At 41.9% G+C, this 25,633-nt stretch carries 20 protein-coding genes and 1 pseudogene; 16 read left to right on the top strand and 5 right to left on the bottom strand.

Annotated elements, in window-relative coordinates; translation table 11 throughout:
* A complete protein-coding gene (locus HWE15_RS11125; RefSeq protein ID WP_290507610.1) occupies window positions 1-735 on the top strand; it encodes an MIP/aquaporin family protein in 735 nt (244 codons plus the stop codon).
* 114 nt (window positions 736-849) lie between these two features.
* Here HWE15_RS11125 and HWE15_RS11120 read toward each other — a convergent pair whose 3' ends face one another.
* Window positions 850-2,535, bottom strand: a complete 1,686-nt coding sequence (locus tag HWE15_RS11120; RefSeq protein WP_290507609.1) for a DUF885 family protein — start codon at window positions 2,533-2,535, stop codon at window positions 850-852.
* A gap of 9 nt (window positions 2,536-2,544) precedes the next feature.
* Window positions 2,545-3,774 (bottom strand): VOC family protein, encoded by a 1,230-nt coding sequence (locus HWE15_RS11115; RefSeq protein ID WP_290507608.1) that lies wholly within the window; start codon window positions 3,772-3,774, stop codon window positions 2,545-2,547.
* Between the two features lie 203 nt (window positions 3,775-3,977).
* On the opposite strand from HWE15_RS11115, the gene HWE15_RS11110 reads away from it, so the two are divergent.
* From HWE15_RS11110 to HWE15_RS11065, 10 genes are all read left to right on the top strand, one after another.
* Window positions 3,978-4,865, top strand: coding sequence for an ABC transporter ATP-binding protein (locus HWE15_RS11110; RefSeq protein WP_290507607.1), 888 nt, complete (start codon window positions 3,978-3,980; stop codon window positions 4,863-4,865).
* A 9-nt stretch (window positions 4,866-4,874) separates the two neighbouring features.
* Window positions 4,875-8,519, top strand: a complete 3,645-nt coding sequence (locus tag HWE15_RS11105) for a M1 family aminopeptidase (protein WP_290507606.1) — start codon at window positions 4,875-4,877, stop codon at window positions 8,517-8,519.
* A 205-nt stretch (window positions 8,520-8,724) separates the two neighbouring features.
* Window positions 8,725-9,462, top strand: a complete 738-nt coding sequence (locus tag HWE15_RS11100) for a DUF5715 family protein (protein ID WP_290507605.1) — start codon at window positions 8,725-8,727, stop codon at window positions 9,460-9,462.
* 182 nt (window positions 9,463-9,644) lie between these two features.
* Window positions 9,645-11,072, top strand: coding sequence for a M20 family peptidase (locus tag HWE15_RS11095; protein ID WP_290507604.1), 1,428 nt, complete (start codon window positions 9,645-9,647; stop codon window positions 11,070-11,072).
* A 174-nt stretch (window positions 11,073-11,246) separates the two neighbouring features.
* Window positions 11,247-11,828, top strand: a complete 582-nt coding sequence (locus HWE15_RS11090; RefSeq protein WP_290507603.1) for an RNA polymerase sigma-70 factor — start codon at window positions 11,247-11,249, stop codon at window positions 11,826-11,828.
* Complete coding sequence (locus HWE15_RS11085; RefSeq protein WP_290507602.1) at window positions 11,825-12,799, top strand: FecR family protein; 975 nt, start codon at window positions 11,825-11,827, stop codon at window positions 12,797-12,799. The genes HWE15_RS11090 and HWE15_RS11085 overlap by 4 nt, the downstream gene beginning before the upstream one ends.
* 10 nt (window positions 12,800-12,809) lie before the next feature.
* Window positions 12,810-14,465 carry a hypothetical protein gene (locus HWE15_RS11080; RefSeq protein WP_290507601.1) on the top strand — a complete coding sequence of 552 codons (1,656 nt, stop codon included), beginning with the start codon at window positions 12,810-12,812 and terminating at the stop codon, window positions 14,463-14,465.
* A gap of 100 nt (window positions 14,466-14,565) precedes the next feature.
* On the top strand, window positions 14,566-15,705 hold the full coding sequence (locus HWE15_RS11075) for a hypothetical protein (protein WP_290507600.1): 1,140 nt from the start codon (window positions 14,566-14,568) through the stop codon (window positions 15,703-15,705).
* Window positions 15,706-15,726: 21 nt separating this feature from the next.
* Window positions 15,727-16,380 carry a DUF2807 domain-containing protein gene (locus HWE15_RS11070; RefSeq protein ID WP_290507599.1) on the top strand — a complete coding sequence of 218 codons (654 nt, stop codon included), beginning with the start codon at window positions 15,727-15,729 and terminating at the stop codon, window positions 16,378-16,380.
* A gap of 127 nt (window positions 16,381-16,507) precedes the next feature.
* On the top strand, window positions 16,508-17,551 hold the full coding sequence (locus tag HWE15_RS11065; protein ID WP_290507598.1) for a strictosidine synthase family protein: 1,044 nt from the start codon (window positions 16,508-16,510) through the stop codon (window positions 17,549-17,551).
* A 7-nt stretch (window positions 17,552-17,558) separates the two neighbouring features.
* Here the strand turns inward: HWE15_RS11065 and HWE15_RS11060 are convergent, their stop codons facing one another.
* Window positions 17,559-18,425: an AraC family transcriptional regulator gene (locus HWE15_RS11060; protein WP_290507597.1), complete on the bottom strand. Its 867-nt coding sequence runs from the start codon at window positions 18,423-18,425 to the stop codon at window positions 17,559-17,561.
* Window positions 18,426-18,603: 178 nt separating this feature from the next.
* On the opposite strand from HWE15_RS11060, the gene HWE15_RS11055 reads away from it, so the two are divergent.
* From HWE15_RS11055 to HWE15_RS11035, 5 genes are all read left to right on the top strand, one after another.
* On the top strand, window positions 18,604-19,494 hold the full coding sequence (locus HWE15_RS11055) for a dihydrodipicolinate synthase family protein (protein WP_290507596.1): 891 nt from the start codon (window positions 18,604-18,606) through the stop codon (window positions 19,492-19,494).
* Between the two features lie 76 nt (window positions 19,495-19,570).
* On the top strand, window positions 19,571-21,016 hold the full coding sequence (locus tag HWE15_RS11050; RefSeq protein ID WP_290507595.1) for an aldehyde dehydrogenase (NADP(+)): 1,446 nt from the start codon (window positions 19,571-19,573) through the stop codon (window positions 21,014-21,016).
* 194 nt (window positions 21,017-21,210) lie between these two features.
* Window positions 21,211-22,215 carry a 4-hydroxyproline epimerase gene (locus HWE15_RS11045; protein WP_290507594.1) on the top strand — a complete coding sequence of 335 codons (1,005 nt, stop codon included), beginning with the start codon at window positions 21,211-21,213 and terminating at the stop codon, window positions 22,213-22,215.
* Window positions 22,216-22,295: 80 nt separating this feature from the next.
* Complete coding sequence (locus HWE15_RS11040; RefSeq protein WP_290507593.1) at window positions 22,296-23,543, top strand: FAD-binding oxidoreductase; 1,248 nt, start codon at window positions 22,296-22,298, stop codon at window positions 23,541-23,543.
* Window positions 23,544-23,743: 200 nt separating this feature from the next.
* Entirely contained in the window at window positions 23,744-24,133 is a 390-nt protein-coding gene (locus HWE15_RS11035) for a DoxX family protein (protein WP_290507592.1), read from the top strand.
* 52 nt (window positions 24,134-24,185) lie between these two features.
* Here the strand turns inward: HWE15_RS11035 and atpG are convergent, their stop codons facing one another.
* The gene (gene atpG / locus HWE15_RS11030; RefSeq protein ID WP_290507591.1) at window positions 24,186-25,061 is read right to left on the bottom strand and encodes an ATP synthase F1 subunit gamma; all 876 of its coding nucleotides are present in this window, start codon (window positions 25,059-25,061) and stop codon (window positions 24,186-24,188) included.
* 65 nt (window positions 25,062-25,126) lie between these two features.
* Window positions 25,127-25,633: pseudogene (locus tag HWE15_RS11025) on the bottom strand (F0F1 ATP synthase subunit alpha); the annotation flags it as partial.

Here is a 25,633-nt window from a genome sequence, read left to right as displayed (position 1 = left end):
ATGAATCCATACATTGCAGAAATTATCGGAACAGGCCTTTTGCTTTTATTAGGCTCGGGTGTGGTCGCTAACGTTGTATTACCACAAACCAAAGGGAACAACTCGGGCTGGTTGGTCATCACCACCGCTTGGGCCTTGGCTGTTTTTGTTGGGGTGGTTGTAGCTGGACCATACAGTGGGGCCCATCTGAATCCAGCTGTAACTATTGGCTTGGCTTTGGCGGGAAAATTCGATTGGTCAATGGTTCCCGGCTATATAGGAGCCCAAGTCGTCGGGGCTTCCTTGGGAGCGTTTTTATCCTATGTTGTACATATAGACCATTTCAAAGTAACGCAGGACCCGGGGGAAATTGCCGCTCCCTTTGGCACCAGTCCCGCTATCAGAAATTTGAAAAACAATTTCCTTTCTGAAATGATTGGAACCTTCGTATTGATCTTTGTGATACTTTACATCACGGGTGCGAAAATCGAAGATGCAAACCAAACCCCTATTGGCCTGGGCTCTGTGGGGGCTTTGCCTGTGGCATTCTTGGTTTGGGTCATCGGCATGGCTTTAGGTGGAACGACTGGCTATGCCATCAACCCTGCCCGGGATTTAGGTCCACGAATTGTCCATCAACTATTACCCATTAGCGGAAAAGGAAGCTCGGATTGGCCCTATGCTTGGATACCTATTTTAGGACCCATAGCTGGAGCTGCTTTAGCTGCTGGTTTGTACTTCTTGGTCGGGAATTAGAATTAATTTCCTTTAGAGAACTGTTTTTCATTCAAAATCCTATGGTCTGATAAAAAAGGAGGCAGCTGAATTCAGTTGCCTCCTTTTTTATTTTTAATTGGATCCGCTTAGACCTTATTCATCCAAAAATCGCCAGGTTGCCTTGTGATTTTTATCCAGTGGCTGACTGGTAACTTTTGCTCTTAGGATCTCCACCGGCATGGTATTTTGTTGCATAATCAAATCATGAAAGGCTTTTTCTTCCATCTTTCCTGAATCCACCATTTCTTGACGCAGGGAATAAAACTCCAAGGCCCCAATCATATACGCAATTTGATACAAGGGCCCATAGCGTCCTTCAAAGGAACGACGTACCTCCGCTTCAGCATTGGCATATTCATGACCGACTTTGTCAACCAATAGATCAATACATTCCTGTGGGGTCATTTTCTCCAAATGATAATTCAAAGAGAAAATAATGCGCGCACAACGGTGCATTCTCCAGAATAGCATCCCTACCTTATCCTTGGCATCTCTAGGAAAGTCCCGGTCCCAAAGCACAAATTCCCAGTATAAAGCCCAACCCTCTGTCCAGAATGGGGTGCGGAACAATCTGCGATGAGTCATGTAGCGCTGATTCATGAATTGCTGCAGATGATGCCCAGGAATTAATTCATGCTGTACTGTGGCTCGAGAAAAATGAGGATTATTTCCCCGCATTGACATCATTTTTTCTTCATGGCTCATCTCGGAAGTAGGATAAGAAATCTGAATCACCTCTCCTCCCAAAAAGAAAGGACTCACCCGCTGTCGCTCTGCAGATATCATGCTCGTTCGCCAAGTCTCTTTAGCCAATTCCGGAACGGTAATCCAGTCATTTTCTTCCATAATTCCTATAGCTTCCTCCCCCAATCGAACCACCTCCTCAGGCCAAGCTCCAGCAGGTAAATAGGTTTCCTTGACCATTTCCAAGGCTGCTTTCCAATCATCTCCAAAACCCAATTCATTGGAGGCTTTGAGCATTTCTTTCTCACACCATTCAAACTGCCGCTCAGCTTCTGCGATCAATTCTTCAGGAGAGTAAGCGATCATTTCAAACGCCAGTTGATTCAAAAGGGCCTCTCTACCAATAGGCTTCCCAATGATCCCGCTCCCATCATCCTTGACAGAATTGGTATAATGTTCCCGCAAAGCTTTGGCATAAGCGCCAAGACTCGCATTTAATTTCTTCCAGGGTTCAGGCATCCACCAGGTAAATCCCGGATCGTAATCGAAGTAGAAATCATAGGCCTCTTTGACTGTTCGCTGAAGGCTTTCCACTGCAGAAGCTGCCAAATCTGCTTTCTGCCAGGAATTGTATTTAGGCGTAGACGAAAGTGAAGCCAATTGAGCATCCACTGCTTTTGCAACTTGGTTCCAAGTAGCCGCCAAATCTTGGGATTGGGGCTGTTTTGCTCTTCTACGGGCAACTACGAATTCTTGCAAAGGAGCTCCAAATGCGACCACGGATTTAATTTCATCAAAGGCTCTACGCTCCAAATCCAGCTCAGCCAGTTCTTTTTCCAGATAATTTCGAAACAGGACATAATCAATTTTCCCATCTTCAGAAAAAGAATCATAATTGAAGCTTTCAAGAGTTTGCAAATACTCCTTATTGAAGGATTCCATTCGATCGAAATATTCCTCTGAAAGTGGATTGGTATACAAACGACTGAGTGCTCCACGATCGGCCTGATAGGTTTGAATCATGTTAGCAAGCTCGGTGGCCCATGCCAAACTTAAACACAGACTGAATGAAAGGGTAAGTAATAATTTTTTCATAGCAAAAGCTTATTTGAAATAAATGGTATATAGTCCCGAATCCTTAAAACTACCGGATTTACGAGAAGAGTCTCTTGAAGTTGATTGCAAATATTCCTCCCAGCCTTCCGGGTCCTGTAAGCTGATTTTCAAATCAGCCAGCTTTTCTTCCGAAAAGGAATTCATCCCCCTCAATCCGTCCACCAATGCAATGTAGGAATTAGATGAAAGACGATAAATTTTTGCCCATCCCTGATCAGCACTTAGTCGGAGTCCTAGATTTTCCTCCATGAATTGCTGAGCCGGTAACATGTCCTTATAATACAGCCAAGTTATACTTCCTACGAAAGAAAAATCAGCTCCCAAACTAGTCTCTTGAGGACTTAGCTTTTCTAATTCAGGAATCAATCCCTCATTTTCAGGATGCTGATAAAAGGTTTCAAACTCCAATAAATAACCCTCTGGATCCACAGCTACAAACCCATCATGTGGGCCTGAATGATTCCTCTTCAGGGGATATTTGACGGGGATGTTTTCAGCTTGTAAATGAGCATACCAACTATCCAAATTGGTTGTCAAAAGAGCTAAAGCCACAGATTTGGGCTCGCTTCCTTCATAGGGGGATTTAGACAGATCATAAAGTACCAAGCGGGAATCTCCGGCTATTTCAAAAGTTGCAGAAGACTCGGTCTCTACCAAAAGTTTCAATCCTATTTTTTGGGAATAAAAAGCCTTGGCCCTAGCGAGATCCTGGTAGTACCAATTCAACTCCTGTCCCAAAATCCCAAAGTCTTCCAAATCTCGAAAAGGAGAGTTTTGCTCTATCAATTCGTTGATTTTCCATACCGGATAACCTAGCAGTCTTCCTAATCGCCGCGAATTTTTAAGCTGACTAGCCAAAGAACCGTCCGAATTTTCAATCGAAGATTTCAAACTTTGATAGGCTGCCAATTCATCGCCAGCATAAAAAATCAACACTTCTTCCCCTTCCTGCAGTGCATTCGGGAAAAGAAGATTTTTGGGAAAATCAGATTCTCGGATAAACTCAACTTGATATTTCTGAGCCAATCGTTCAGCCTCAGGCATAAACAAATCCAATTCCGCACTTCGCATAGGTGAACCTAGAGCAATGGGCTTGACTCCGGCTGCTACCATTTCGGCAAATGATTCCACCTGACCTGATTCCTTTTCAAAAGTTTTGGATTGACAGGCCACACTAAGGAAACCAAGAAGGAATAAAAACCAAACATCAGTTTTCATGCAAAGAGATCTTTTGATGATGAAGATACCGAATTAAGGACTTTTCATAAACTCTATGCATCCATCCACATAAAATCTGCATCCTATAAAAAATCCAAGCGATTTTTTATTTTCCTAAGTTGCATAAAATCAATTCCTTATATTGAACCTACATATTTTATTATTCTAATTTTCAATACATAGCCTTCCTTAACAAATTTTCTATGGAACTTATCATTAACAACCTTTCCAAAACTTACCCCAACGGCGTCCAAGCCTTGAACGGGATATCACTCACCATTCCTCAAGGAATGTTTGGTCTATTGGGACCAAACGGAGCGGGAAAATCTACGCTGATGCGAACAATCGCAACCTTACAAGAAGCTGATTCTGGAACGATTCAATTGGATGGAATCGATGTCCTCCACGATAAACAAGCAGTTCGGGAGCGATTGGGCTATTTGCCCCAGGATTTTGGTCTTTATCCCAGAATCAATGCGGAAACGATGTTGGACCATATTGCCCAAATGAAAGGCATAGGGAATAAATCAGAACGGAAAGAGGTTGTTGCCTCACTTTTGAACCGGGTCAATCTTTACAAGGACCGGAAAAAAGCCTTGGGGACTTATTCAGGAGGGATGCGGCAACGATTTGGAATTGCACAGGCCTTGGTAGGAAACCCAAGCTTAATTATTGTGGACGAACCGACAGCGGGTTTGGATCCTTCCGAAAGAAACCGCTTTTATAACCTACTTTCCGAAATCGGAGAAAATACGATCGTGATTCTTTCCACTCATATCGTGGAAGATGTCAATACACTTTGCTCCAACATGGCCATCATTTGTACCGGTGAGGTTTTGATGCAAGGAACTCCAAAAGATGGGTTGGCTATGGTAGATGGGAAAATCTATCAAAAAACCATTGAAAAATCAGAATTGGATCATTATCGAAAAGACTTCCATGTCATTTCCACCAAATTGATCTCAGGTAAATTAAGTCTTCGTATTGAAAGTGAAACCGATCCCGGAAATGGATTCGAGTCTACTCCAGCTGATCTGGAAGATGTGTACTTCAGCTTTATTTCTAAGAAAGTAGATCCAATCACCATTTAATTTCCGATCATGTTCAAAGACATCTTTTTATTCGAACTCAAATACCGATTTGGGCGGCCCGCGACTTGGATTTACTTTCTACTTCTGCTGGTGGTAGCCACGTTATTGATTGGTTTTGGAAATACTCCGGCATCTGAAAAAGTCTACCACAATGCCCCCATTGTAATCGCCAATCTACTCTTACTGATTTCCATTTTCGGAATCCTGATCGCCTCAGCAGTCATGGGAGTACCTTTATACAGGGACTTGGAACATAAAACCGGCACCTTCCTATTTAGCTATCCCATCACAAAGTTTGGGTATTTCATGGGAAGGTTTTGGGGCTCCTTTGTAACACTATTATTCATCTCTCTTGGAGCGCTTATAGGTATCTATTTGGGGAGCTTACTTGGACCTGTATTTGGCACAGAAGCCGAACGATATGGGCCTAACTTATTGGTGAATTACCTCCAACCTTGGTTCACCTTACTCTTACCTAATCTCTGGCTGGCAAGCGCCTTGTTTTTTGCTCTAATCATTTTCACCAGAAATATCCGATCAATTTATTCCGGTGGGATTGTGGTTTTCATTATTTATCTGTTGGCAAATTTTCTCTCTCAGGATATCGAAAACAAAGACCTGGTTCAAATCATCGACCCATTTGGAATAAACTCCTTTAATCTTCAGACACGGTACCTGACTCCCTATGAGCAAAACAGCTTTTTCCTGCCATTAGAGGGCAACTTACTTCTTAACCGTATCCTTTGGTTTAGTGTCGGGATAGTACTCTTTGTTGCTTCCTATTTCCGATTTAGCTTCAGTTATTTCTTCCAGAATGTTCAGAAAAAAAGCAAAGCCCAAAAAGAAGAAGCTACAGGTTTTGTCCAAAAAATGATTTCCGTTATTCCGGACTTCTCTAATAAATACCAGTGGAATAGCCTTAAAACACTTACTCGCATCGAGGTTCAAAACATCACCAAGGATGTGTATTTCCGCTCAATCTTATTGGGTGGCCTGATATTCCTGATATTAGACTTCTGGATTGGAATGACACTCTATAGTGTTCCCAACTATCCCTCCACTTCTTTTTTGATGGAGTACAAAACCTTTGACTACAATCTTTTTGTATTCATCATCATTGTGTTCTTCACGGGTGAGGCCTTGCATCGGGACCAATCGACCGGATATTCTGTCATCAACGATACCTTCCCGGTGAAAGACAGCGTGGTTATTACCTCCAAATTTTTGGGGATGGCCTTCATTTGCTTGGTGCTGACTACCGTTCCCATTGTAGTTGGGGTTGTAATCCAAAGCCTTAAAGGTTATTTCAACTACGACCTATCGGTCTACCTGATCGATAGCTACTTGATTTCCTTGCCAGATTATCTTCAAATGGTGATGCTGGTATTTGCAGTGCACGTGGTAGTCAATAATAAATTCGCCGGCCATGCGACTGCCATCGCCATCTGGCTGGTGATGTTGATTTTAAGGAATTTTGCTGATTACAATTTCAATTTGTTCTTCTACAGTTACAAGCCGGGATATACTTGGAGTGACATGAACGGATTAGGACATTTTGGAGAACCTCTATTTTGGTTCAACCTCTATTGGACGGCTTTAGGAATATTCTTAGTACTGTTTTTCAGTATTTTCTTCACTCGAGGAACAGAGCACTCTTGGAAAAGCAGATGGAAAAATGCCAAAGCCAAACTTTCAAATCCAGCGCCTAAACTTTCCTATTTATTCTTGGTCATCGCAATCCTTTCAGGAGCATATATCTACAATAATGTAGTTTACGAAAATAACTACCGCACCCCTGATGAAGGCACGATGAGACTAGTTGCTTATGAAAAGCAGCTAAAAAAATATGAAGGAATTCCTCAGCCGAAATACACTAAGGTGAACATTCAAGCCGACCTCTATCCCATGGAGCGTCAAGCTTATTTCGAAGCCGAAGTCGAAATGGTTAATAAAACAGACAGCCCGATTGATTCCATTCATTTTAACTCCACGGATTTAAGTGATTTCAAAGTCATTTTGGATGGAGACACCTTGGACTACAGGTTTCCAATGGTTTATGAGCCAAGCAAATTTCAGGTGTTTGGAAAGAAAGCTGAGCGGGAATGGTACAAAATCACCGCGCTACCAGAAACCATGATGCCAGGAGACACCCTACATTTCACAATAATCAGTGAAGCAGGTTACCAGGGTTTTCCAAATTCTGGCTTTGGAAGACAAATCGTCTACAATGGAACATTCTTCTCGGGGGGAATCCCAGAAATTGGGTACAGTTCTCAAGCTGAAATTTCTTCTGACGAGGATAGGAGGAAATATGACTTACCCGAAAAACCCGAAGATCTTCCTCCACATGATGACCCTGCAGGAAGAAGTACCCTCTTATTTGCCGACGACGCAGACTTCATTCAGTTTGAAGCGGTAGTGAGTACGGTGCCTTCCCAGATTGCTGTAGCTCCGGGATATTTGCAGCGAGAATGGGAAGAAAACGGAAGACGATATTTCCATTACATTCAGGATACTCCCATTCAGGCTTTCTTCACCTTTGTTTCTGCAGATTATGAAGTTCTTCGTGACGAAGCCACCCTTCCGGATGGGCAAAAAGTGAACATCGAGATCTTTTACGATGAACAGCATCCATACAATCTAGACCGGTTCCTACAGGCTTACAAAGATGGGCTAACTTATTTCTCAGAGACTTATGGCAATTTTCAGTTCCGGCAAATGCGTCTTCTGGAATTCCCACGCTATGCAGGTTTTGCACAGTCTTTCCCTAACACCGTACCCTTCTCCGAAAGCTTTGGCTGGGTGGCCAATTTCACAGATCCTAATGACTTTGATTATGTGTACTATGTAACCGCCCACGAGCTAGCACATCAATGGTGGGGACATCAGATCACACCAAATTACACCCGAGGGTCGAACCTAATTTCAGAAGCCTTGGCTGAATTTTCCGCCCTGATCCTTTCGGAAAGAAGATATGGAAAAGACAATATGAAGCGCTTCCTTAAAGATGAATTGGATGATTACCTCCGAGGCCGGTCCAACGAAAGCAAAAAGGAAAATGTCTTCATCAATTGTAATCGGCCCTACCAATGGTATAATAAGGGTAGTTTGATTTTGTATGGGCTACGAGATCTGATTGGTGCCCCAGCCATGGATTCTGCCTTGCATGCATTTAATCAAGAATTTGGGCTTCGCCAAAGCCCTCCTTTCCCAGGAAGTACAGATCTCTATCGCCATTTAAAGGCAGTTACGCCGGATAGTATTCACTATTACTTGGATGACACCTGGAATAAAATCACCTTGTACGATAACCGAGCGGAAGAGGTAACTGCAACCAAAGTTTCAGATGATGAATACGAGATCACTTTGAATATCCGATCCCAGAAGCTATATGCAGATGAAACAGGTAAAGAATCCGAGGCTCAGTACGAAGGAGATTACATCGATATCGGGGTATTCGCAGAAGAAGACACCGACGAAAATGGCCGAACACGTGTCAATCCCTTGTACCTTCAGAAATACAAAATCAAACCGGGTCAGAGCACCATTACGGTTCGGGTAAAAGGTGAACCCGCAAAAGCTGGAATCGATCCTTACAATAAACTGATCGATCGAATTCCGGATGACAATACCATCTCGGTGGAAATTGAGTAACTGTGCGAACGCATTTCCTCCAGTAGTTTAGGTCAAGTTGAGCGGTGTCGAAAACTTCTCGATGCCGCTCAACCTAACTGATTGAGTGAAGAATGAAATTTGCAATAAAGCAGGAATTCGGACCGTTGGAATAGTTAGATTTGACTTAGGTACATCCAATTCTTAACTTCCAACATCATATTAAATACGCGCTATTTCAAATCGCATGAAGAAAACCACCCTGTTCTTCGTATTTTCATTTTTAACGATTTTTTCACTTGGCACCCTTGCCATGGTCGCCTATCAACCTAGCCTCAAAAAACAACTCTCCGAAAACTACCTCAGTCTTCTGGACTTTTCTATAAACAGCGAAGATCTAGAGGAAACTGAAACTCCAGAATCTATACCAGCGCCGGAGGAAATATTTATCGTTCCTGACTTAAAGGATTACAAAGCACGACTCCGTAAAGATGCTTATTCCAATCACCTTTCTGCTGCCCAGGAAAATGGAGCCGGTCTTATCATGGATGAAGTGGGGCTTTTTCAACTGGTGAAAGATGGAGCATTATTGGAAATCGACGCTGGCCTAGGCTATGAAGTGGAAAAACTTACTCATAGCCACCCATACCTTACTCCGGAGGCCAAAAAAGTTTTGGGGCAAATTGGTAAAACTTATCAGGCCCTTGTTGGAGGAGATAGCTTTTTTACCGTCACCTCAGGCACACGCACCATTGAGCAGCAAAAAAAATTGGGTCGTAGAAACCGAAATGCTACCAAAGGAAATAGCTCGCATTCCTTCGGGCTGTCCTTTGATATTTCCTACATTCGATTTGATGGAGAGAAGTCTTGGGATTGGAAAAAGCAAAAGCAATTGGAGAAGGTGCTGAGTCACTTCCAAAAAGAAAATAAGATCTACGTAATCAAAGAAAGAAAGCAAAACTGCTTTCATATAACAGTTCGTTAAAAGCTACACTATAAAATCATGCGTATAGTTTGAACCGATCTGGTCAACTTTTATTTTGTCCTAGAACTATCCTTAAATGAGCTCCAGGGAAATGTCATATTAAAATCAACTGATCGGATCCTTTTACCAACTCTTTTTTGACTATTTTCACTTTCTTGATTTTCCCAGTAAACGCTTCTCCTATGAAAAAAATCCTATTAGGCCTGTTAGTAGCATTGGTCCTTTTAGTAGCAATTCTTTTGTTTAATACACTTAGAATGACTTCTAAACAGGTAGATGCGGACCCGCTACCGCAAGTAGCTATTTCGGATCAGGTTTATGAAAACCTTTCCAAAGCCATCCAATTCAAAACCATTTCATTCAATGAAGATGCCATTCCAGATTCTGCTGAATTTTTTGGTTTTCATCGATTTCTGGAAGAAACATTTCCTCTTATCCACCAAAACCTCAGCCTCGAAAAAATCAACACCTACAGCCTTTTGTACAAATGGCAGGGATCCGATGCATCTTTGAAACCCATTATTCTCATGTCCCATCAGGATGTAGTTCCTGTCGATGAACCTACCCTAGAACAATGGGAAGCTGGACCATTTGAGGGAAAAATCACCGATACACACATTATTGGAAGAGGAACATTGGATGATAAAAACACCTTGATTGCCGTAATGGAAGCAATCGAAATGCTCCTAAAAGAAAATTTTCAGCCAACCCGAACCATCTATATTGCTTCTGGACATGATGAAGAGGTAGGCGGTCCCAAAGGAGCAGGAAAAATAGCCGAATATCTCAAAGCACAGGGCGTTCAGGCTGCGATGACCATTGATGAAGGAGGGTATATCGCAGAGGGAATGGTTCCCGGCGTATCAGCACCTGTGGCTATGATTAATTTGGGAGAAAAAGGTTTTGCCTCTTTTCGATTGATCGTGCGAACGAACGGGGGTCACAGTTCCGCCCCACCCAAAGAAAATACCATCGGCATCCTTGCTAAAGCTATCGTGGATTTGGAAAATAATCAGTTGCCCTACAAGCTAATCCCTCCGATTGACTCACAATTGGAATACCTCGGCCCCGAACTTCCCTTTATGACTCGTGTAGCCTTTGCAAACCCTTGGTTGTTCAAAAAGCAACTATTAGAAGGACTAAATGCCCATACGACAACCGCTCCCACCATTATTGATGGCGGGGTGAAAAATAATGTTATCCCAACGATCGCAGAGGCCACCATCAACTTTCGAATTCTTCCGGGTGAAACCATTGAATCCGTCCAAGCCCATATTGAAAGTATTGTTTCGGATAAGGTACAAGTCGAACCGGTAGGTTTCCTTACCAACCCTCCGGCTGTATCCAGAGCAGACTCTGAATCCTACAAAATCCTTGAGAAAACTATCCGAAGCATGTTCCCGGAGACAGTAGTAGTCCCAGGACTTTTGGGCGGAGCCACCGACTCCCGCTACTTCATTGATATTTCTGAGGATGTTTATCGCTTCTATCCCGTTAGACTTGATCCAAAGTCCATGGAGAGATTTCATGGGATTGATGAAAAAATCAGCAAAGAAAATTACAAGGAGATTATTCAGTTTAGTTATCATCTAATTAAGAACTTCAATTGAATTCATAAGGAGAATTTCATAGACTGAAATTTTCAACTCGGGAATTCAAAAAATAAAATTTCGGGTTGACGTTTATTTTCTAATTCTTTATTCATGAGATAGGGGTAAAAGAGCTTTTGATTGTCCTATAATTAAATCTCCTTATGTGTTAACTTGAAGGAATAATTCATTTTCATGCAAAACATTGATCAGGAGATTTTTAATTCTATCAAACTCGGTGACGAGAAAGCTCTGGAAATGCTATTTCATGAATATTATCAGCCTCTTTGTCAGTTTGCTTTTTCCTTTCTAAACGATCGGGAAGAAGCAGAAGAAGTTGTTCAAAATTCCTTTGTACGGATCTGGGAAAAGCGACAGGAGATTTCGATTCAGACTTCTGCCAAGGCCTATTTATATCGGGTGATTCGTAATTCCTGTCTGAATGAGCTAAAACACCAAAAGGTAAAAATCCAACACCAGAAATGGAGCACAATGGATGGCGACGGAATGGAACAGTCCTCTGATTCTATGGCTATCCGTGGCGAGCTAGAGGAGAAAATCAAACAGGCCATGCAGAAATTACCTGAACAGTGCAGGTTAGTATTTTCTCTAAGCCGATTTGAGGATTTGAAATACAAGGAAATTGCGGATCAACTCAATATTTCTGTCAAAACGGTAGAAAATCAAATGGGGAAAGCATTGAAAATAATGCGTCAGGAACTCAAAGAATACCTTCCTTTAATCCTTTTGCTATTGAAAAATTTTCTTGATCCATGAGCGAAAAAGAAGAATTTGAAATAGAGACCCTTATTGCAAAATTCATTACGGATGAATGCAATCAAGCTGAAATTAAACAGCTTGAAAAATGGCGTTCTCAATCCGAAGAAAATGAAAAGTACGTAGCTGATGCCTTGGAAATTTTTCAGCGAGCAAAATTCGCTGTAGATGAAAAATTCGACTCTAAAGAAGCTTGGAAAAAGGTTTCAGCTAGAATAGAAACCAAACCTAAAGGAGGAACAGCATTTATCGGCTTTTGGAAAGTTGCAGCAGGATTGATACTCATAGCAGCTCTTTCCTACCTTTTCTATCAGCAGATAGGTTCAAAAGCAGAGTTTAACTATACGAGTGAAACAGAAGTACAAATTCACACCTTACCAGATCAGACCACTCTTGCCCTAAACCGTGATTCAGAATCGAAAGTAACTTACAACAAGCGGAAAAATACAGGAGTCATAGAACTAATCGGGGAAGCACTAATATCCATTCCTGAAGACAAAAAAGTAAACTGGCAGGTCAAAGTAGAAGAACTTATCATTGAGGACATAGGAACGGAATTCAATGTGAAAGCCTATCCCCAGAGCTCCAAAGTCGAAGTATCCGTTATTTCCGGAGAGGTTCGTATCTACAAATTAGGTCAAGAAGCAATAAACATCCAAGCAGGAGAAAGGGCTATTTACAATAAAACTACCAGTGAATTCCAGATCGACTTGGCAGACCGTAATGTCACTGCTTATCAATCAAAAGTATTCACATTTCAAGGCCAAACCCTCGAGACTATAGTCTCACAGCTAAGTGAAGTATATCAAGTCCCAATTTTCCTTGAAGGAGATATCGCAAATTGTACGTTAACCGTGAATTTTGAAGATGAAAAATTGGAAGATATTGTCTCTATTATTTCCGAAACTCTTGGTTTGGGAATAATCCAAACAGAAGAAGGAATCACACTTTCAGGTGAGGGGTGCTATTAGACCATGATCGATGGGAAAAATCCTATTCTACATATCCACTTTTCTTATTATCAACTTCACCACTTATAGTGAGGACACTAGACTTCTGGAAAGAGAAGTAACTGTAAAAGCAGAAAATGAGCGTTTGGACGACTTTCTAAATAGACTTTCCCAAGAGATAGGAGGAGTTTTTTCATACAGTCCTTCAGCTATTGATATAAGCCAAAGAATTACAGGAGAATTTAACGACAAGTCATGCAGGGAAATTCTTGAAGAAGTCTTCCAAGGAAGAATCAGATATAAACAAAAGGGAAATTACATTATCCTTTCACCAGCTCCTCCTTCAGATAAAGAAATCACGGTCAGTGGATACCTAGTTGATGAAAATTCTGGTGAAAGAATACGAAATGCTACGGTTTACGATCCTATCACACTCAAATCTTCCACATCTGATGAATTTGGATTCTTTGAGATTTCTGTAAAAAATCCTACAAATGAGAATTTCGAATTGATTATCAACCAAGAGAGATATGTGGATACACTTTTGGTGGATCAAGAGAAATCTTCTTTTAAAAGATTTTTTCTGACGCAAGAGACCGCTGAGACATTGACTAAACCCATGAAAGATTTCCTCCAATGGGCAAAAGAGTCGATGGGAGTCAAAAACAGTAAAAACATAAGGGATACACTTGCTCGAAAATTCCAGTTTTCAGTAGTCCCTTTTGTCGGAACCAATCAAAAACTCTCCGGAAGCGTAGTGAATGATTATTCCATTAACCTATTCGGAGGCTACTCAGCCGGGACCAATAAACTCGAGTTGGGAGGACTTTTTAATTTGGACCGAGGGAAGGTCAGTGGTGTTCAGGCGGCAGGGCTTTTTAATCAAGTAGGAGGAAACGTACAAGGGGTTCAACTAGCTGGATTAGCCAATATAGACCTGGATTCTTTATCAGGATTTCAAGGAGCAGGTTTAATCAATTTTGCACTTCGGAGTGTAGAGGGAGTTCAAATTTCTCCATTGTTGAATATCTCTGGAGGAAATATGAATGGCTTTCAGGCTTCGGCTTTAATAAACTACACCCATAAAAATGTGGAGGGGGTGCAGACCGGAATTATCGGGAATATTGCAGGCGGCTATGTAGAAGGGTTTCAATTCGGCCTATTCAATTATGCAGACAGTGTTAACGGTGCCTCCATAGGATTATTAAGTTTTGTAAGAAAAGGATATCATACCCTGGAGATTGGGGCAGATGAGATTTACCCAATCAATATTGGTTTGCGAACTGGTACGAGAGGATTCTATAATATTCTTTCTGCAGGGATCCGTCCAGAAAAGGCTGACTCCATTACTTGGTCATTCGGATATGGAATTGGCACCTCTCCTAGGCTAGGAAAAAAAACCTATCTCAACTTCGAATTGAATACTTCCCAAATGAATAAAGGGAATGTACTTGCTACCAATCTTATCAATCGCGCTTATTTAGGATTAGACTATCAATTGGCCAAAGGAGTAGCACTCTACGGAGGACCTTCTTTCAATATTCGGATTTTTGACACTAGCTATGATGATCATCCGGAAACGTTTAGCTATTTCAGCCCAAGGGTTTTTGGAAGAAAAAGCTTTGAAAACCTAAATCTGGGACAAGAAATTTGGTGGGGATTTAGAGCTGGAATCCGCTTTTTTTAAGCACCTAAGGCTATTTTTTAACTTTTTTCAAAAAAAATTAAATCTCTCATAGGGGTAAGATCTTTTTCTCTTGTCATATAAGCGAAAAAAAACTAAACCAATGAAAAATTTAAATCGGATTTTTGCAGTATTCTTCCTCTTCACCTTGAATACTCTTCAAGCCCAAACAGAAAAGGAAGAAAACTCTAGGATGTATTTCCACCAAGATTTTCAGATTTCAATTGTTCCATTTGTTGGAACAAATGGGGTCAATTCGGGAGTCACTATCAATGACTACTCCATCAATGTATTGGGAGGATTTTCTGCGGGGACCAATAAACTGGAAATTGCCGGATTATTCAACATCAATCGCAGCGATGCACGTTATGCTCAGTTTGCTGGAGTCTTTAATCAGGTAAATGGAAAAGTAAAAGGAGCGCAATTCGCTGGGGTAATCAACTCAAACTTGGATTCTGTTAATGGCTTTCAGGCAGCAGGCGTTACCAATTTCACAACTGGAAATGTAGATGGAGCCCAAATTGCCGGGGTTCTGAATTTCACCACAAAAAGTGTAAAAGGGTTTCAAGGAGCCGGAGTTATGAACTTCGCCGTTGGAAACCTAAAAGGAACCCAACTTGCAGGAGTAAGTAACTTTTCCATCGGCGATGTGAATGGAACTCAGATCAGTGGAGTCCTCAACTTTGCCAGAAAGGTGAATGGGGTTCAAATTGGCCTTTTTAATTATTCCGATAGTATTTCTGGAATACCTATCGGCCTGTTGAGTGTGGTTAAATCCGGATATCACACGCTGGAGCTGAGCACCAATGAAGTCATGCCATTCAATATTGCCTGGCGAACGGGGGTTAGGCCTTTCTACAACATCCTGATTGCAGGTATTCGACCAGAAATTGAGGATAAAGTCACCTGGTCATTTGGATATGGTATAGGTACATCGCCAAGGCTTGGAAAAAAGACTTACCTGAATATTGAAGCGACCTCCGAACAAGTGAGCAAAGGAGAGTTGGTAGACCTGAACCTAGTCAATAGATTTTATCTAGGTTTCGAATATCAAATCAATCCTAAAATCGCTGTTTTCGGTGGCCCTACTATGAATTTCCGGGTATTCGAAACTGGTATAGAAAACCATCCCAAGCTCTTTGCCTATGGAAATCCCAAAATCCAGCATGAGCGCACATATGACAATGGAAATATTGGCAGTCAATTCTGGTATGGAATGAAAGCCGGTATCCGATTCTTCTAATAAAACTAAACTCCAAAAACTATGAAAAACTACACCTTGAAAAACAGCTTAATCTTACTTAGCCTTTTCCTTCTAGCCAGTTGCGACTTGACAGAAGACTACAGAGGATCAAATGACTTGATAACTATCGAAAGAGACTTAAGTTCTTTCCAAAATATCATTGCCGAAGATCATATGACCGTCAATATTACCCAAGGTCCAGTGCAGCAAGTATCTGTCACAACTAACTCAAATCTGACCGAAAATTTAATCACACTGGTTGAGGACAACACCTTGCGAATTGACCTTAAAAATGGATCCTACAGGAGTTCCACTTTCATTGTCGATATTCAGATTCCTGATCTGAAAAAATTGAGATTTGATGATGCCGTAGACGGAGAACTTTTCTTAATGTCTGATGAGGTTACGATAGAAATGCATGATGCTGCTGAAATTTACCTAATGGGAAATGCAGCTGTTCTGAATATCGATATGACAGATGCCAGTAAGGTTTTTGGCTACGAATTTCTTGCAAACACAGTGAATCTAAAGTCCGAAGATGCATCCAAATTAGAAATTTCTGTAATCGATCACCTACAGGGAAAAGCCACTGATGGTTCAAAAATTAGTTACAAAGGAAACCCAACCATTAACGTGAAAACAGAGGATGCAGCCAAAGTCATCAATGAAAACTGATAAGAAAATAAAGAAAGCTAAACCAATGAAGGCGTGGAAAATTCCACGCCTTTCTACTTTTTATCCCAGCTTTTGATTTCGGACATTAGAATAAAGTATATTGTCTTATCCAAAACTATCAAACAGCATGAAGAAGATTGCCCTAATTTTTCTAATCCTGATTTTAGGATTGATTGCATTTGTCTTCCACACTTTTTCATCCACAGGGTTTTTTCGAAAAATCGAACCCAATCATAGTTTTGGAGAGATATTTCAAACGGTTCAACTTCCCGGGGTAGAAGATATGGCCTTAGCAAGAAAGGACAGTTTTTTGATTCTTTCTGTGGATGATCGGGCCAAAAGACGGGCTGGAGAAAAAGGCCTTCATGGGCTCTATTGGATGGATTTGACAAAAACTCCCTTCGAGACCCAACGGATTGCCTTGCCTGATGATTTGACGCTTTTTCCACATGGTATCAGTCTTTTAGAATTGGGGCCAAATCAATATCAATTGGCTGTCATCAACCATGTGGAAGGCAAGCATTCCATCGAATTATTTTTGATTCAGGATGGAAAAGTAGAATACGACCGAAGCTTGCGAGACCCACTCCTCATATCCCCCAATGACTTGGTCTTAGTAGGAAAAGATCAATTTTACTACTCCAATGATCATGGCAATACCTCAAAATTGGGAGTATTTGCCGAGAACTATTTGGGAGTAGCGGCTGCAAACGTGGGTTATTTCGATGGGAATTCCTTTCGAATTGTAGCTGATAAAATGGCTTACCCAAATGGACTTGTAATGAATTCTTCTGGGGAAAAACTTTTCGTCGCTTCTTCCAGAGGATTTTTGATTCGGATTTTTGACATCCTAGAAAATGGTGATTTGGAACAGATAGAAGATATTCCGGTAGGGACTGGAGTCGATAATTTGGAATTGGATAAAAATGGGGAAATTTGGACTGGTGCTCACCCTAATCTAATGACATTTTCTGCCTATGCTGCAGGGAAAAAGGAATATGCTCCATCCGAGATTTTGAAAATCTCCTACCAAGCAGGTGAATCCAACACTGAATCTATTTGGTTAGATGATGGCAAGACACTTTCAGCTACTTCCGTAGCCATTCCTTTTGGCGATTATTTGTTTTTGGGAAATGTGATGGATTCCAAGTTTTTAATCCTTAAGAAATGACCCAATATTAAGCGTTAATCTTCCTCCACTCTTTGGGAGTAATCCCAGTAATGTTCTTGAAACCCCGGTTGAAATAGGACAAATTATCAAAACCTACCTGATACGCAATTTCAGCAATTCCCATTTCGGATTCTCGAAGTAATTTCTGGGCTTCATTGATTCGAAGCTGCAACAAGTATTGGGTAAATGTCTTTCGCGTTCGAAGTTTAAAAAATCGACAAAAAGCCTCTTTCGATAGATTTGCAACTGTTGCTACTTCTTCCAAGGTGATTTTTTCAAAACGCTTTTCCAGCAAGTATTGCATGACCTGATTCATTCGCGAACCATCCCGCTCTGTAAATCCTCGATTAGGCACAGACTCATTCAATGAAATCAAATCATCCCCTGCCCGGTCAAGTATCGCCAATAATCTGAAAGCGGATTGAAAACGGTCAAGTCCCTTTAAGAAGGAAAATCCATTTACAGCTTCCTTTATCTCTTGCTGAGAATCCCCTTTCAGCTGATAACATCTGCCTGAAAAACCTCGAAAGTGAGCCAATCGCTCCAAATCCTCTAATTCACCCAGAAGCTGAATAGCCTCAAAGTCAAAAAAAATCGTATTTCCAGCTATCTGAAGAGAGCTTTCATCTTCGAAATACTCTGAATCATTTCGAAAAACATGAGGTGCATTTTCGCCTAAAAAAAATACATCTCCCGGTTGAAACCTCCCCACATAATCCCCACTCAAAAATTGGCCTTTGCCTTCCAAAATTACCGTCAATTGCAGTTGCGGGTGCTGATGCAATTTGTCATAAAAATGCTTTCCTCTGTCTTCCTGGTAGCGGACAAACTCTTTTTGGGATTTGGGTACCTGAAAGGAAATTACCTTTGCCATTACCCAAAAATGATATGAAATTGAATCAAAAACAATCTTAAAATAAAAATAGAAGTCAATATTGTATTACTATTTATTAATTCAGTAAAAGAATTTCCAGGAAAGCAAGCCTACTTTTGATTCATTCAAATTTCTTTCAACCCCACAGAATTCTCTGTATAAAAAAAACCAAAATCCTATGAACTGGAAAGGCGTATTCCCTGCTGTCACCACCAAATTTCACGCAGACGGAAGTCTGGATATGGACCTATTTTTCAAAAACCTAGATTTCCAATTGGAGTCCGGTGTCCATGGCATAATTTTGGGAGGGACCTTGGGTGAAAGTTCTGTTTTATCTCAAGAAGAAAAAATTACCCTCACCAAAGAAACGGTTCGACATGTAAACGGCAAAGTACCTGTCATCCTTAATATTGCCGAGGGAGCTACGCAGGACGCACTGTTTTGGGCGAAAAAAGCAGAGGAATTGGGTGCTTCTGGATTAATGATTTTGCCGCCGATGCGCTATGCCGCCGATGCGCATGAAGTAGTCACGTACTTCAAGACCGTGGCAAATTCCACCAATCTTCCCATGATGATCTATAACAACCCGGTGGATTACAAGACCTTGGTCACAATTGATATGTTTGCTGAATTGGCGGAGTGTCCCAATATTCAGGCGATCAAGGAATCCACAAGGGATATTTCCAATGTGACCCGCATGATTAACCGTTTTGGAGATCGATTCCAAATCCTTTGTGGTGTGGATACCCTAGCCATGGAAGAATTGCTAATGGGAGCTGTAGGATGGGTAGCTGGATTGGTTTGTGCCTTTCCAAAAGAGACTGTCACCATTTACAATCTGGTTCAGGAGGGCAAAATCGAAGAGGCCAGGGAAATTTACCGATGGTTTTTACCCCTGTTGGAACTCGATATTCATCCCAAATTGGTTCAGTATATCAAACTTGCAGAACAGCACTGTGGCATCGGTTCGGAACATGTGCGTGCCCCTCGATTGACGTTGATTGGAGAAGAGCGGGAAAGAATTGAAAGAATCATTAAGGAAGGCATAGCCAAAAGGCCTAAATTGTAGAAAAGTCCAAGAATTATTTTCCTTGATTTTGGACTTTAAATTTTCCAATCTTTCAATCTTGAAATAGTATAATTCAATGAACCTAGACAATCTTTTCAACGCTGCCCAAGAAGCTTTTCTTTTCTACAAAAATGTCTCAGGACAGGAAAAAGGAGCTTTTTTGGAGAAACTTGCCGATACATTAGAAACTAACAGAGATGAAATCGTTTCTCTCGCCGTTATTGAATCCAACTTGCCAGAAGGACGAATCAATGGGGAATTGGGACGAACCGTAGGCCAAATCCGACTCTTTGCCAAGATGGTAAAAGAAGGTACCTGGGTGGAAGCAACCATCGACCCGGCCATGCCCGATCGGACTCCTCTACCCCGTGCTGATATCCGTCGGATGTTGACCCCACTAGGCCCTGTCGTTGTTTTTGGAGCGAGCAATTTCCCTTTGGCATTTTCAACTGCTGGAGGAGATACCATTTCTGCCTTGGCAGCAGGCTGTCCAGTTATTTACAAAGCGCATCCTGCCCATCCCAAAACTTCCCAAAAAGTAGCGGAATGTATCCACGATGCGATTTTGAAAACCAATATGCCTTCAGCGCTTTTCACCCATGTAGAAGGCGGAATTCCTGAAGGCCAAGCCTTGGTGAAACATCCCTTGGCAAAAGCAGTAGCTTTTACTGGATCCCATGCAGGTGGAAAAGCCTTGTTTGATTTAGCCAACCAACGGGAAGAGCCCATTCCAGTCTATGCCGAAATGGGATCAGTGAACCCTATTTTCTGTTTTTCCAAAAAGCTTCAAAAAGAAAATGAAAGCCTTGCAAAAGCATTTGTGGCTTCCTTGACCTTGGGAGTCGGTCAATTCTGCACCAACCCAGGATTGATTTTCGTTCCAAAATCAGAAGCAAAGGCATTTGAAAAAGCTATTGCCGATGAATTGAACGACATTGCTTCCGCTCCCATGTTGCATCCGGGAATTACGGAGGCCTACTACAATTCCATTCAATATTTACAATCCCGTGAAGAGTTACGCTGGGTGAAAGTTGCTGATGCGCAGCACCTGATTAACGGAAGCACTGCACTTGCAGAGATCAAAGCTTCGGATTGGCTAAAGGATACGGTTTTCCAAAAAGAGGTTTTTGGTGCTTTTGCTATGATGGTAGTGTATGAAACGGAAGATGAATTAATCGAAATTGCCAAACACCTACATGGACAGTTGACAGTGACGGTTTGGGCGGAGCAGGAGGAACTTCAAGACCAATTGTTCCTATTGAGTCTCATAGAAGAGAAATGCGGTAGACTCTTATTTAAAGGCGTACCTACCGGTGTGGAAGTGGGTTATGCCATGCAGCACGGAGGTCCCTATCCTTCTACTACCAACTCCAGAAGCACCTCGGTGGGTGTATACGCCATCAAGCGTTTTGCCCGTCCGATTGCTTTCCAGGATATGCCAGAAGAATTACTACCGGATGCACTTCGGGATAGTAACCCTTTGGGGATATGGAGAATGGTGGATGGAGAATATAAAAAATGAAATTCAATAGAAATAAATTCTCCCTAGTCGGGTGAAACACAATAGAAATAAGGTGAAAATATGCCCTCCTTCGTCGGGCGAAATAATTTGAAACATGCCGCCTTTATTATTTCGTCCCGCATGCGGGGCCTATTTCAACTATATTTCAATCGTATTTCTGGCTCTTAATTTTAAAAACCTGCTAACCCTCTAAAATGTCGTCCCGCCATACCTTTAGTTGTATCGACGCGCATACTTGCGGCAATCCCGTCCGAGTGGTATCCGGTGGTGTTCCTTTTTTGAAAGGAAATTCCATGCTGGAAAAGCGTCAATATTTCCTTGAAAATTACGATTGGATCCGAACCGGGCTGATGTTTGAGCCTCGTGGCCATGATATGATGTCGGGATCCATGCTTTTCCCGCCCCATGACCCAGAGAATGATTTCGCCATCCTTTTTATCGAGACTTCGGGTTGCCTTCCTATGTGTGGACATGGGACGATCGGAACTATCACCATCGCTATTGAAGAGGGATTGATCAATCCGAAAACACCGGGATTTCTTCGTATGGAAGCCCCTGCAGGATTGGTTTTAGTCGAGTATAAGCAGGAAGGAAAAAAGGTCAAATCAGTTAAGCTGACCAATGTGAAAAGCTATTTGGCAGCTGAAAATCTGGAGATAGAGATCGAGGAACTCGGAAAGTTACGCGTAGACGTGGCTTACGGAGGAAACTTCTACTGTATTGTCGATCCACAGGAAAATTTCCCCGGTTTGGAACACTTCAAAGCGGAGCAACTGATTAGCATGGCTAGAAATCTTCGTAGAAAAATGAACGAGCGCTATGACTTCATTCATCCAGAATATGAAAAAATCCGAGGCCTATCCCATGTGATGTGGACCGGAAAACCCTTGGATGAATACAGCACGGCCCGAAATGCTGTATTCTATGGAGACAAAGCCATCGACCGATCCCCTTGTGGCACCGGTACCTCAGCTCGGATGGCTCAGTGGTATGCCAAAGGGTGGTTGAAACCCGGTGATGAATTCATTCATGAAAGCTTTATAGGTTCCAAATTCATCGGAAGGATCGAGGAAGTGACCGAAATTGCAGGAAAGCCCGCGATCGTTCCCAGTATTGAAGGTTGGGCCAAAGTTTATGGTTATAATACCATCATCTTAGACGATGATGATCCCTATGTGCACGGATTTCAAGTTATTTAATTGTATAAAGTAAAAAGTACCAAGTACAAAGCATTTCAATGCTTCTTGGTACTTTATACCTCGTACTTGGTACAAATGTTATGAAACCAACCATCATCATCGGCGGCGGTATTGTCGGTCTGTTTACGGCATATTTTCTTCAAAAAGAAGGAGTCGAAGTTATCTTAGTAGATCGGACAGACTTAAAGGATAATTGCTCCACGGGTAATGCTGGGATGATTGTACCCAGCCATATCATCCCACTCGCAGCACCAGGAATGGTAGCCAAAGGAATTTCTTGGATGTTTTCTTCCAAAAGCCCTTTTTACATCCATCCACGATTCGATTACAAGCTCCTCCAATGGAGTCTGCTTTTTTTCAAAGCTGCAAACCAAAAGCAGGTGGAAAAAGCCATCCCCTATCTGAAAACGATCTCTTTGCTTTCCAAGTCACTTTACCTACAGTTTCGAGATGAACATCCGGAAGCCCGCTTAGCCTTTCAGGAAAAGGGCCTGATGATGCTGTACCAAACGGAAGCCGTAGAAAAGGAAGAGGTAGAGTTTGCTCATTTAGCAAGAAAATATGGACTAGAGGCTGAAATTCTTAGCCCCGCTGATATTCGCCAAGTAGAACCCAATTTGGAAGTCAATGCCAAAGGAGCAGTACTTTTTCCGGGAGATGCTCACTTGGACCCCGGAGCGTTGTACAGTTTTTTGAAAAAGTATCTCGAGGAAAAAGGCGTAAAATTTTCAACAGAAACACAAGTATTGGGATTTGAAAAGTCAAGTGGAAAAGTGCAGGCTGTTTTAACCGACAATGGAAAAATCGAAGCAGAAAAGGTGATGCTTTGTGGAGGTTCTTGGTCAGGTGAACTTGCCCAAAAACTCGGCTTCACCTTACCTATGATGGGGGGAAAAGGCTATTCTTTCCTGCAAGAAAATCAACCCGAAATCAAACAGGCTACTATCCTGACTGAACGAAAAGTAGCTGTCAGTCCATACGGAAATAAGGTCCGTTTTGGAGGAACCCTCGAAATCGCCGGAACCAATCAAAAAATCGACATGAAGCGGGTGCAGGGAATTTTTGAATCCATCAATCGTTATTACCCCGACTTTCAAGCCAAATTCCCCAAGCAGGAAGATATTTGGAAAGGATTGCGCCCTTGCTCACCCGATGGGCTTCCTTATATCGGTTTTGCTCCAGGCTATTCCAATGTCTTGGTTGGAAGCGGACATTCAATGATGGGAATTTCTATGGCCCCGGCTACCGGTAAGCTTTTATCAGAACTGCATCAACAAAAAGAGGCAGCGATGGAATTGGCTGGTTTTGAAGTAGATAGATTTAATTGAAAAATTCTTTTTTCCATTAATAGAAACTCATCTGAGCTAATCGGTGACTTTTTCTTTGAAAATCTGTGGGAAATATAAGTCAAGACAACAAAGGCTTAAACCAATCATCCCAAGTAATTTCAAGCCAATAAAATTTAACTTCTGCCTTTGGGTTCGCGTTATATTTTTGAATTACTCAACCAACTAACCCTCTTAATCTTATGCGTGAAACCATCGAAAAAAGTCTCGTTCTATTAATCATTCGTCTCGGTGCAGGAGCAATGATCATGACACATGGCATTCCAAAAATTGGTCGACTGATGGCTGATGAAGTTAAATTTGCGGACCCATTTGGTCTAGGACCAACCGTTTCTTTGGCTCTTGCTACCTTCGCAGAGGTAGTTTGTGCGGTATTGGTCATCATCGGATTCAAAACTCGTCTTGCTACTATTCCTTTGATGATTACCATGCTGACGGCTGCTTTTTATGCCCATTGGGACGATCCTTTTTCAAGGAAAGAACTTCCACTTATGTTTTTCCTAACCTTCTTAGGCTTGGCTGTATTTGGAGGAGGTAAGTTTTCGATTGATGGCATGCTAAAGAAGAGATAATAAAAAACCACAGCCTTTTGAGCTGTGGTTTTGAATATGGGTTGATTGATAATTAGCTTCCTTCGAGTGCATTTGCACCTGCCACAATCTCCAAGATTTCGTTGGTAATAGCCGCCTGACGCGTTCTGTTATACATCAATCGTAATTCTTTCAGCAATTCACCGGCGTTTTCAGTCGCCTTATCCATTGCTGTCATACGGGCACCATGCTCAGAAGCATTGCTTTCCAACACCGCCTTGTAGAACTGAATCTTCAAGGAAGTTGGAACCAATTCTTCGATGATATACGCACGAGAAGGTTCCAAGATGTAGTCCGTCTCAACTGTAACTTCCTCTTGGTTAGCTTCTTCTTTTGCCATTGGCAAAAATTGCTCTGTACGAATTATCTGCGTAGCTACGTTTTTAAATTCGTTATAGACCAATACCACCTGATCGTATTCTCCTGAAGCAAATCCCTTCATCGCAAATTCAGCAGCTTCTCGAACCACATCGAATGAAAGGTCAGAGAACACCCCATAAAATTGATCGATTAAGGTAAACTCACGCTTTTTGAAGGTCTCGAAAGCTTTCTTTCCGATCGGAAGGATGCTGATTTCTTTTCCTTCAAACTGCTCACGGATGGCAGCATTTGTAGCCTTGATGATATTGGAGTTAAATGCGCCACAAAGGCCCTTATCGGAGGTTACCGGTACAAGCAATACTTTATTTACCTCACGCTTTTGGGCATAAACAATATCCGCTGCTCCTTCAGAAGCTGCAGAAACATTGTTTAGGATATTGGTCAGCTTTTGAGAATAGGGACGCATCTGAATAATGCGGTCCTGTGCTCTACGCAGTTTCGCAGCAGACACCATTTTCATCGCTTTGGTGATCTGCTGGGTAGAAACTACCGAGTTGATTCGCTGCTTTACTTCCTTCAGGTTAGCCATTCGTGCCTTATTCTACTACGTGGTATAAATGCTGGAGGACGATGCCTCCGGATCAGATTCAATAATTAGTTTGCGAATTTTGGAGACAATTCAGCGGCTGCTTTCTTCAATACTTCGCCAGCACCGTCGATGTCGCCTTTCAGGATCAATTCCAATGCCTCAGGATAAGAAGTATCCAACAAGGTGTAGAATTCTTTCTCAAATGCGCGTGCCTTTTCAACAGGAACAGAATCCATCAAGCCTCTTGTAGAAGCATAGATAATCGCTACCTGATGTGCTACAGAAACAGGAGCATACTGCGCTTGCTTCAAGATCTCTTGGTTACGACGACCTCTTTCGATGGTTCGCTTCGTAGTCGCATCTAGATCGGAACCGAATTTAGCAAAGGCTTCCAATTCACGGAACTGCGCCTGATCCAATTTCAAGGTACCAGCAACTTTCTTCATCGCTTTGATCTGGGCGTTACCACCTACTCGGGATACGGAAATACCTACGTTAATCGCAGGACGAATACCAGAGTTGAATAGGTTGGTCTCCAAGAAGATCTGACCGTCCGTAATGGAAATTACGTT

This window comes from Algoriphagus sp. (genome assembly GCF_013373065.1).
Classification (GTDB): Bacteria; Bacteroidota; Bacteroidia; order Cytophagales; family Cyclobacteriaceae; genus Algoriphagus.
The sequence above is the reverse complement of the archived record's forward strand: the minus strand, read 5'-3'. Positions and strand labels throughout refer to the sequence as shown.

What these genes read in the sequence shown, in the direction of transcription:
- HWE15_RS11125 (WP_290507610.1), top strand. Translation starts at nt 1, where the DNA reads ATGAATCCATACATTGCAGAAATTATCGGAACAGGCCTTTTGCTTTTA.
- HWE15_RS11120 (WP_290507609.1), bottom strand. Translation starts at nt 2,535, where the DNA reads ATGAAAAAATTATTACTTACCCTTTCATTCAGTCTGTGTTTAAGTTTG.
- HWE15_RS11115 (WP_290507608.1), bottom strand. Translation starts at nt 3,774, where the DNA reads ATGAAAACTGATGTTTGGTTTTTATTCCTTCTTGGTTTCCTTAGTGTG.
- HWE15_RS11110 (WP_290507607.1), top strand. Translation starts at nt 3,978, where the DNA reads ATGGAACTTATCATTAACAACCTTTCCAAAACTTACCCCAACGGCGTC.
- HWE15_RS11105 (WP_290507606.1), top strand. Translation starts at nt 4,875, where the DNA reads ATGTTCAAAGACATCTTTTTATTCGAACTCAAATACCGATTTGGGCGG.
- HWE15_RS11100 (WP_290507605.1), top strand. Translation starts at nt 8,725, where the DNA reads ATGAAGAAAACCACCCTGTTCTTCGTATTTTCATTTTTAACGATTTTT.
- HWE15_RS11095 (WP_290507604.1), top strand. Translation starts at nt 9,645, where the DNA reads ATGAAAAAAATCCTATTAGGCCTGTTAGTAGCATTGGTCCTTTTAGTA.
- HWE15_RS11090 (WP_290507603.1), top strand. Translation starts at nt 11,247, where the DNA reads ATGCAAAACATTGATCAGGAGATTTTTAATTCTATCAAACTCGGTGAC.
- HWE15_RS11085 (WP_290507602.1), top strand. Translation starts at nt 11,825, where the DNA reads ATGAGCGAAAAAGAAGAATTTGAAATAGAGACCCTTATTGCAAAATTC.
- HWE15_RS11080 (WP_290507601.1), top strand. Translation starts at nt 12,810, where the DNA reads ATGGGAAAAATCCTATTCTACATATCCACTTTTCTTATTATCAACTTC.
- HWE15_RS11075 (WP_290507600.1), top strand. Translation starts at nt 14,566, where the DNA reads ATGAAAAATTTAAATCGGATTTTTGCAGTATTCTTCCTCTTCACCTTG.
- HWE15_RS11070 (WP_290507599.1), top strand. Translation starts at nt 15,727, where the DNA reads ATGAAAAACTACACCTTGAAAAACAGCTTAATCTTACTTAGCCTTTTC.
- HWE15_RS11065 (WP_290507598.1), top strand. Translation starts at nt 16,508, where the DNA reads ATGAAGAAGATTGCCCTAATTTTTCTAATCCTGATTTTAGGATTGATT.
- HWE15_RS11060 (WP_290507597.1), bottom strand. Translation starts at nt 18,425, where the DNA reads ATGGCAAAGGTAATTTCCTTTCAGGTACCCAAATCCCAAAAAGAGTTT.
- HWE15_RS11055 (WP_290507596.1), top strand. Translation starts at nt 18,604, where the DNA reads ATGAACTGGAAAGGCGTATTCCCTGCTGTCACCACCAAATTTCACGCA.
- HWE15_RS11050 (WP_290507595.1), top strand. Translation starts at nt 19,571, where the DNA reads ATGAACCTAGACAATCTTTTCAACGCTGCCCAAGAAGCTTTTCTTTTC.
- HWE15_RS11045 (WP_290507594.1), top strand. Translation starts at nt 21,211, where the DNA reads ATGTCGTCCCGCCATACCTTTAGTTGTATCGACGCGCATACTTGCGGC.
- HWE15_RS11040 (WP_290507593.1), top strand. Translation starts at nt 22,296, where the DNA reads ATGAAACCAACCATCATCATCGGCGGCGGTATTGTCGGTCTGTTTACG.
- HWE15_RS11035 (WP_290507592.1), top strand. Translation starts at nt 23,744, where the DNA reads ATGCGTGAAACCATCGAAAAAAGTCTCGTTCTATTAATCATTCGTCTC.
- atpG (WP_290507591.1), bottom strand. Translation starts at nt 25,061, where the DNA reads ATGGCTAACCTGAAGGAAGTAAAGCAGCGAATCAACTCGGTAGTTTCT.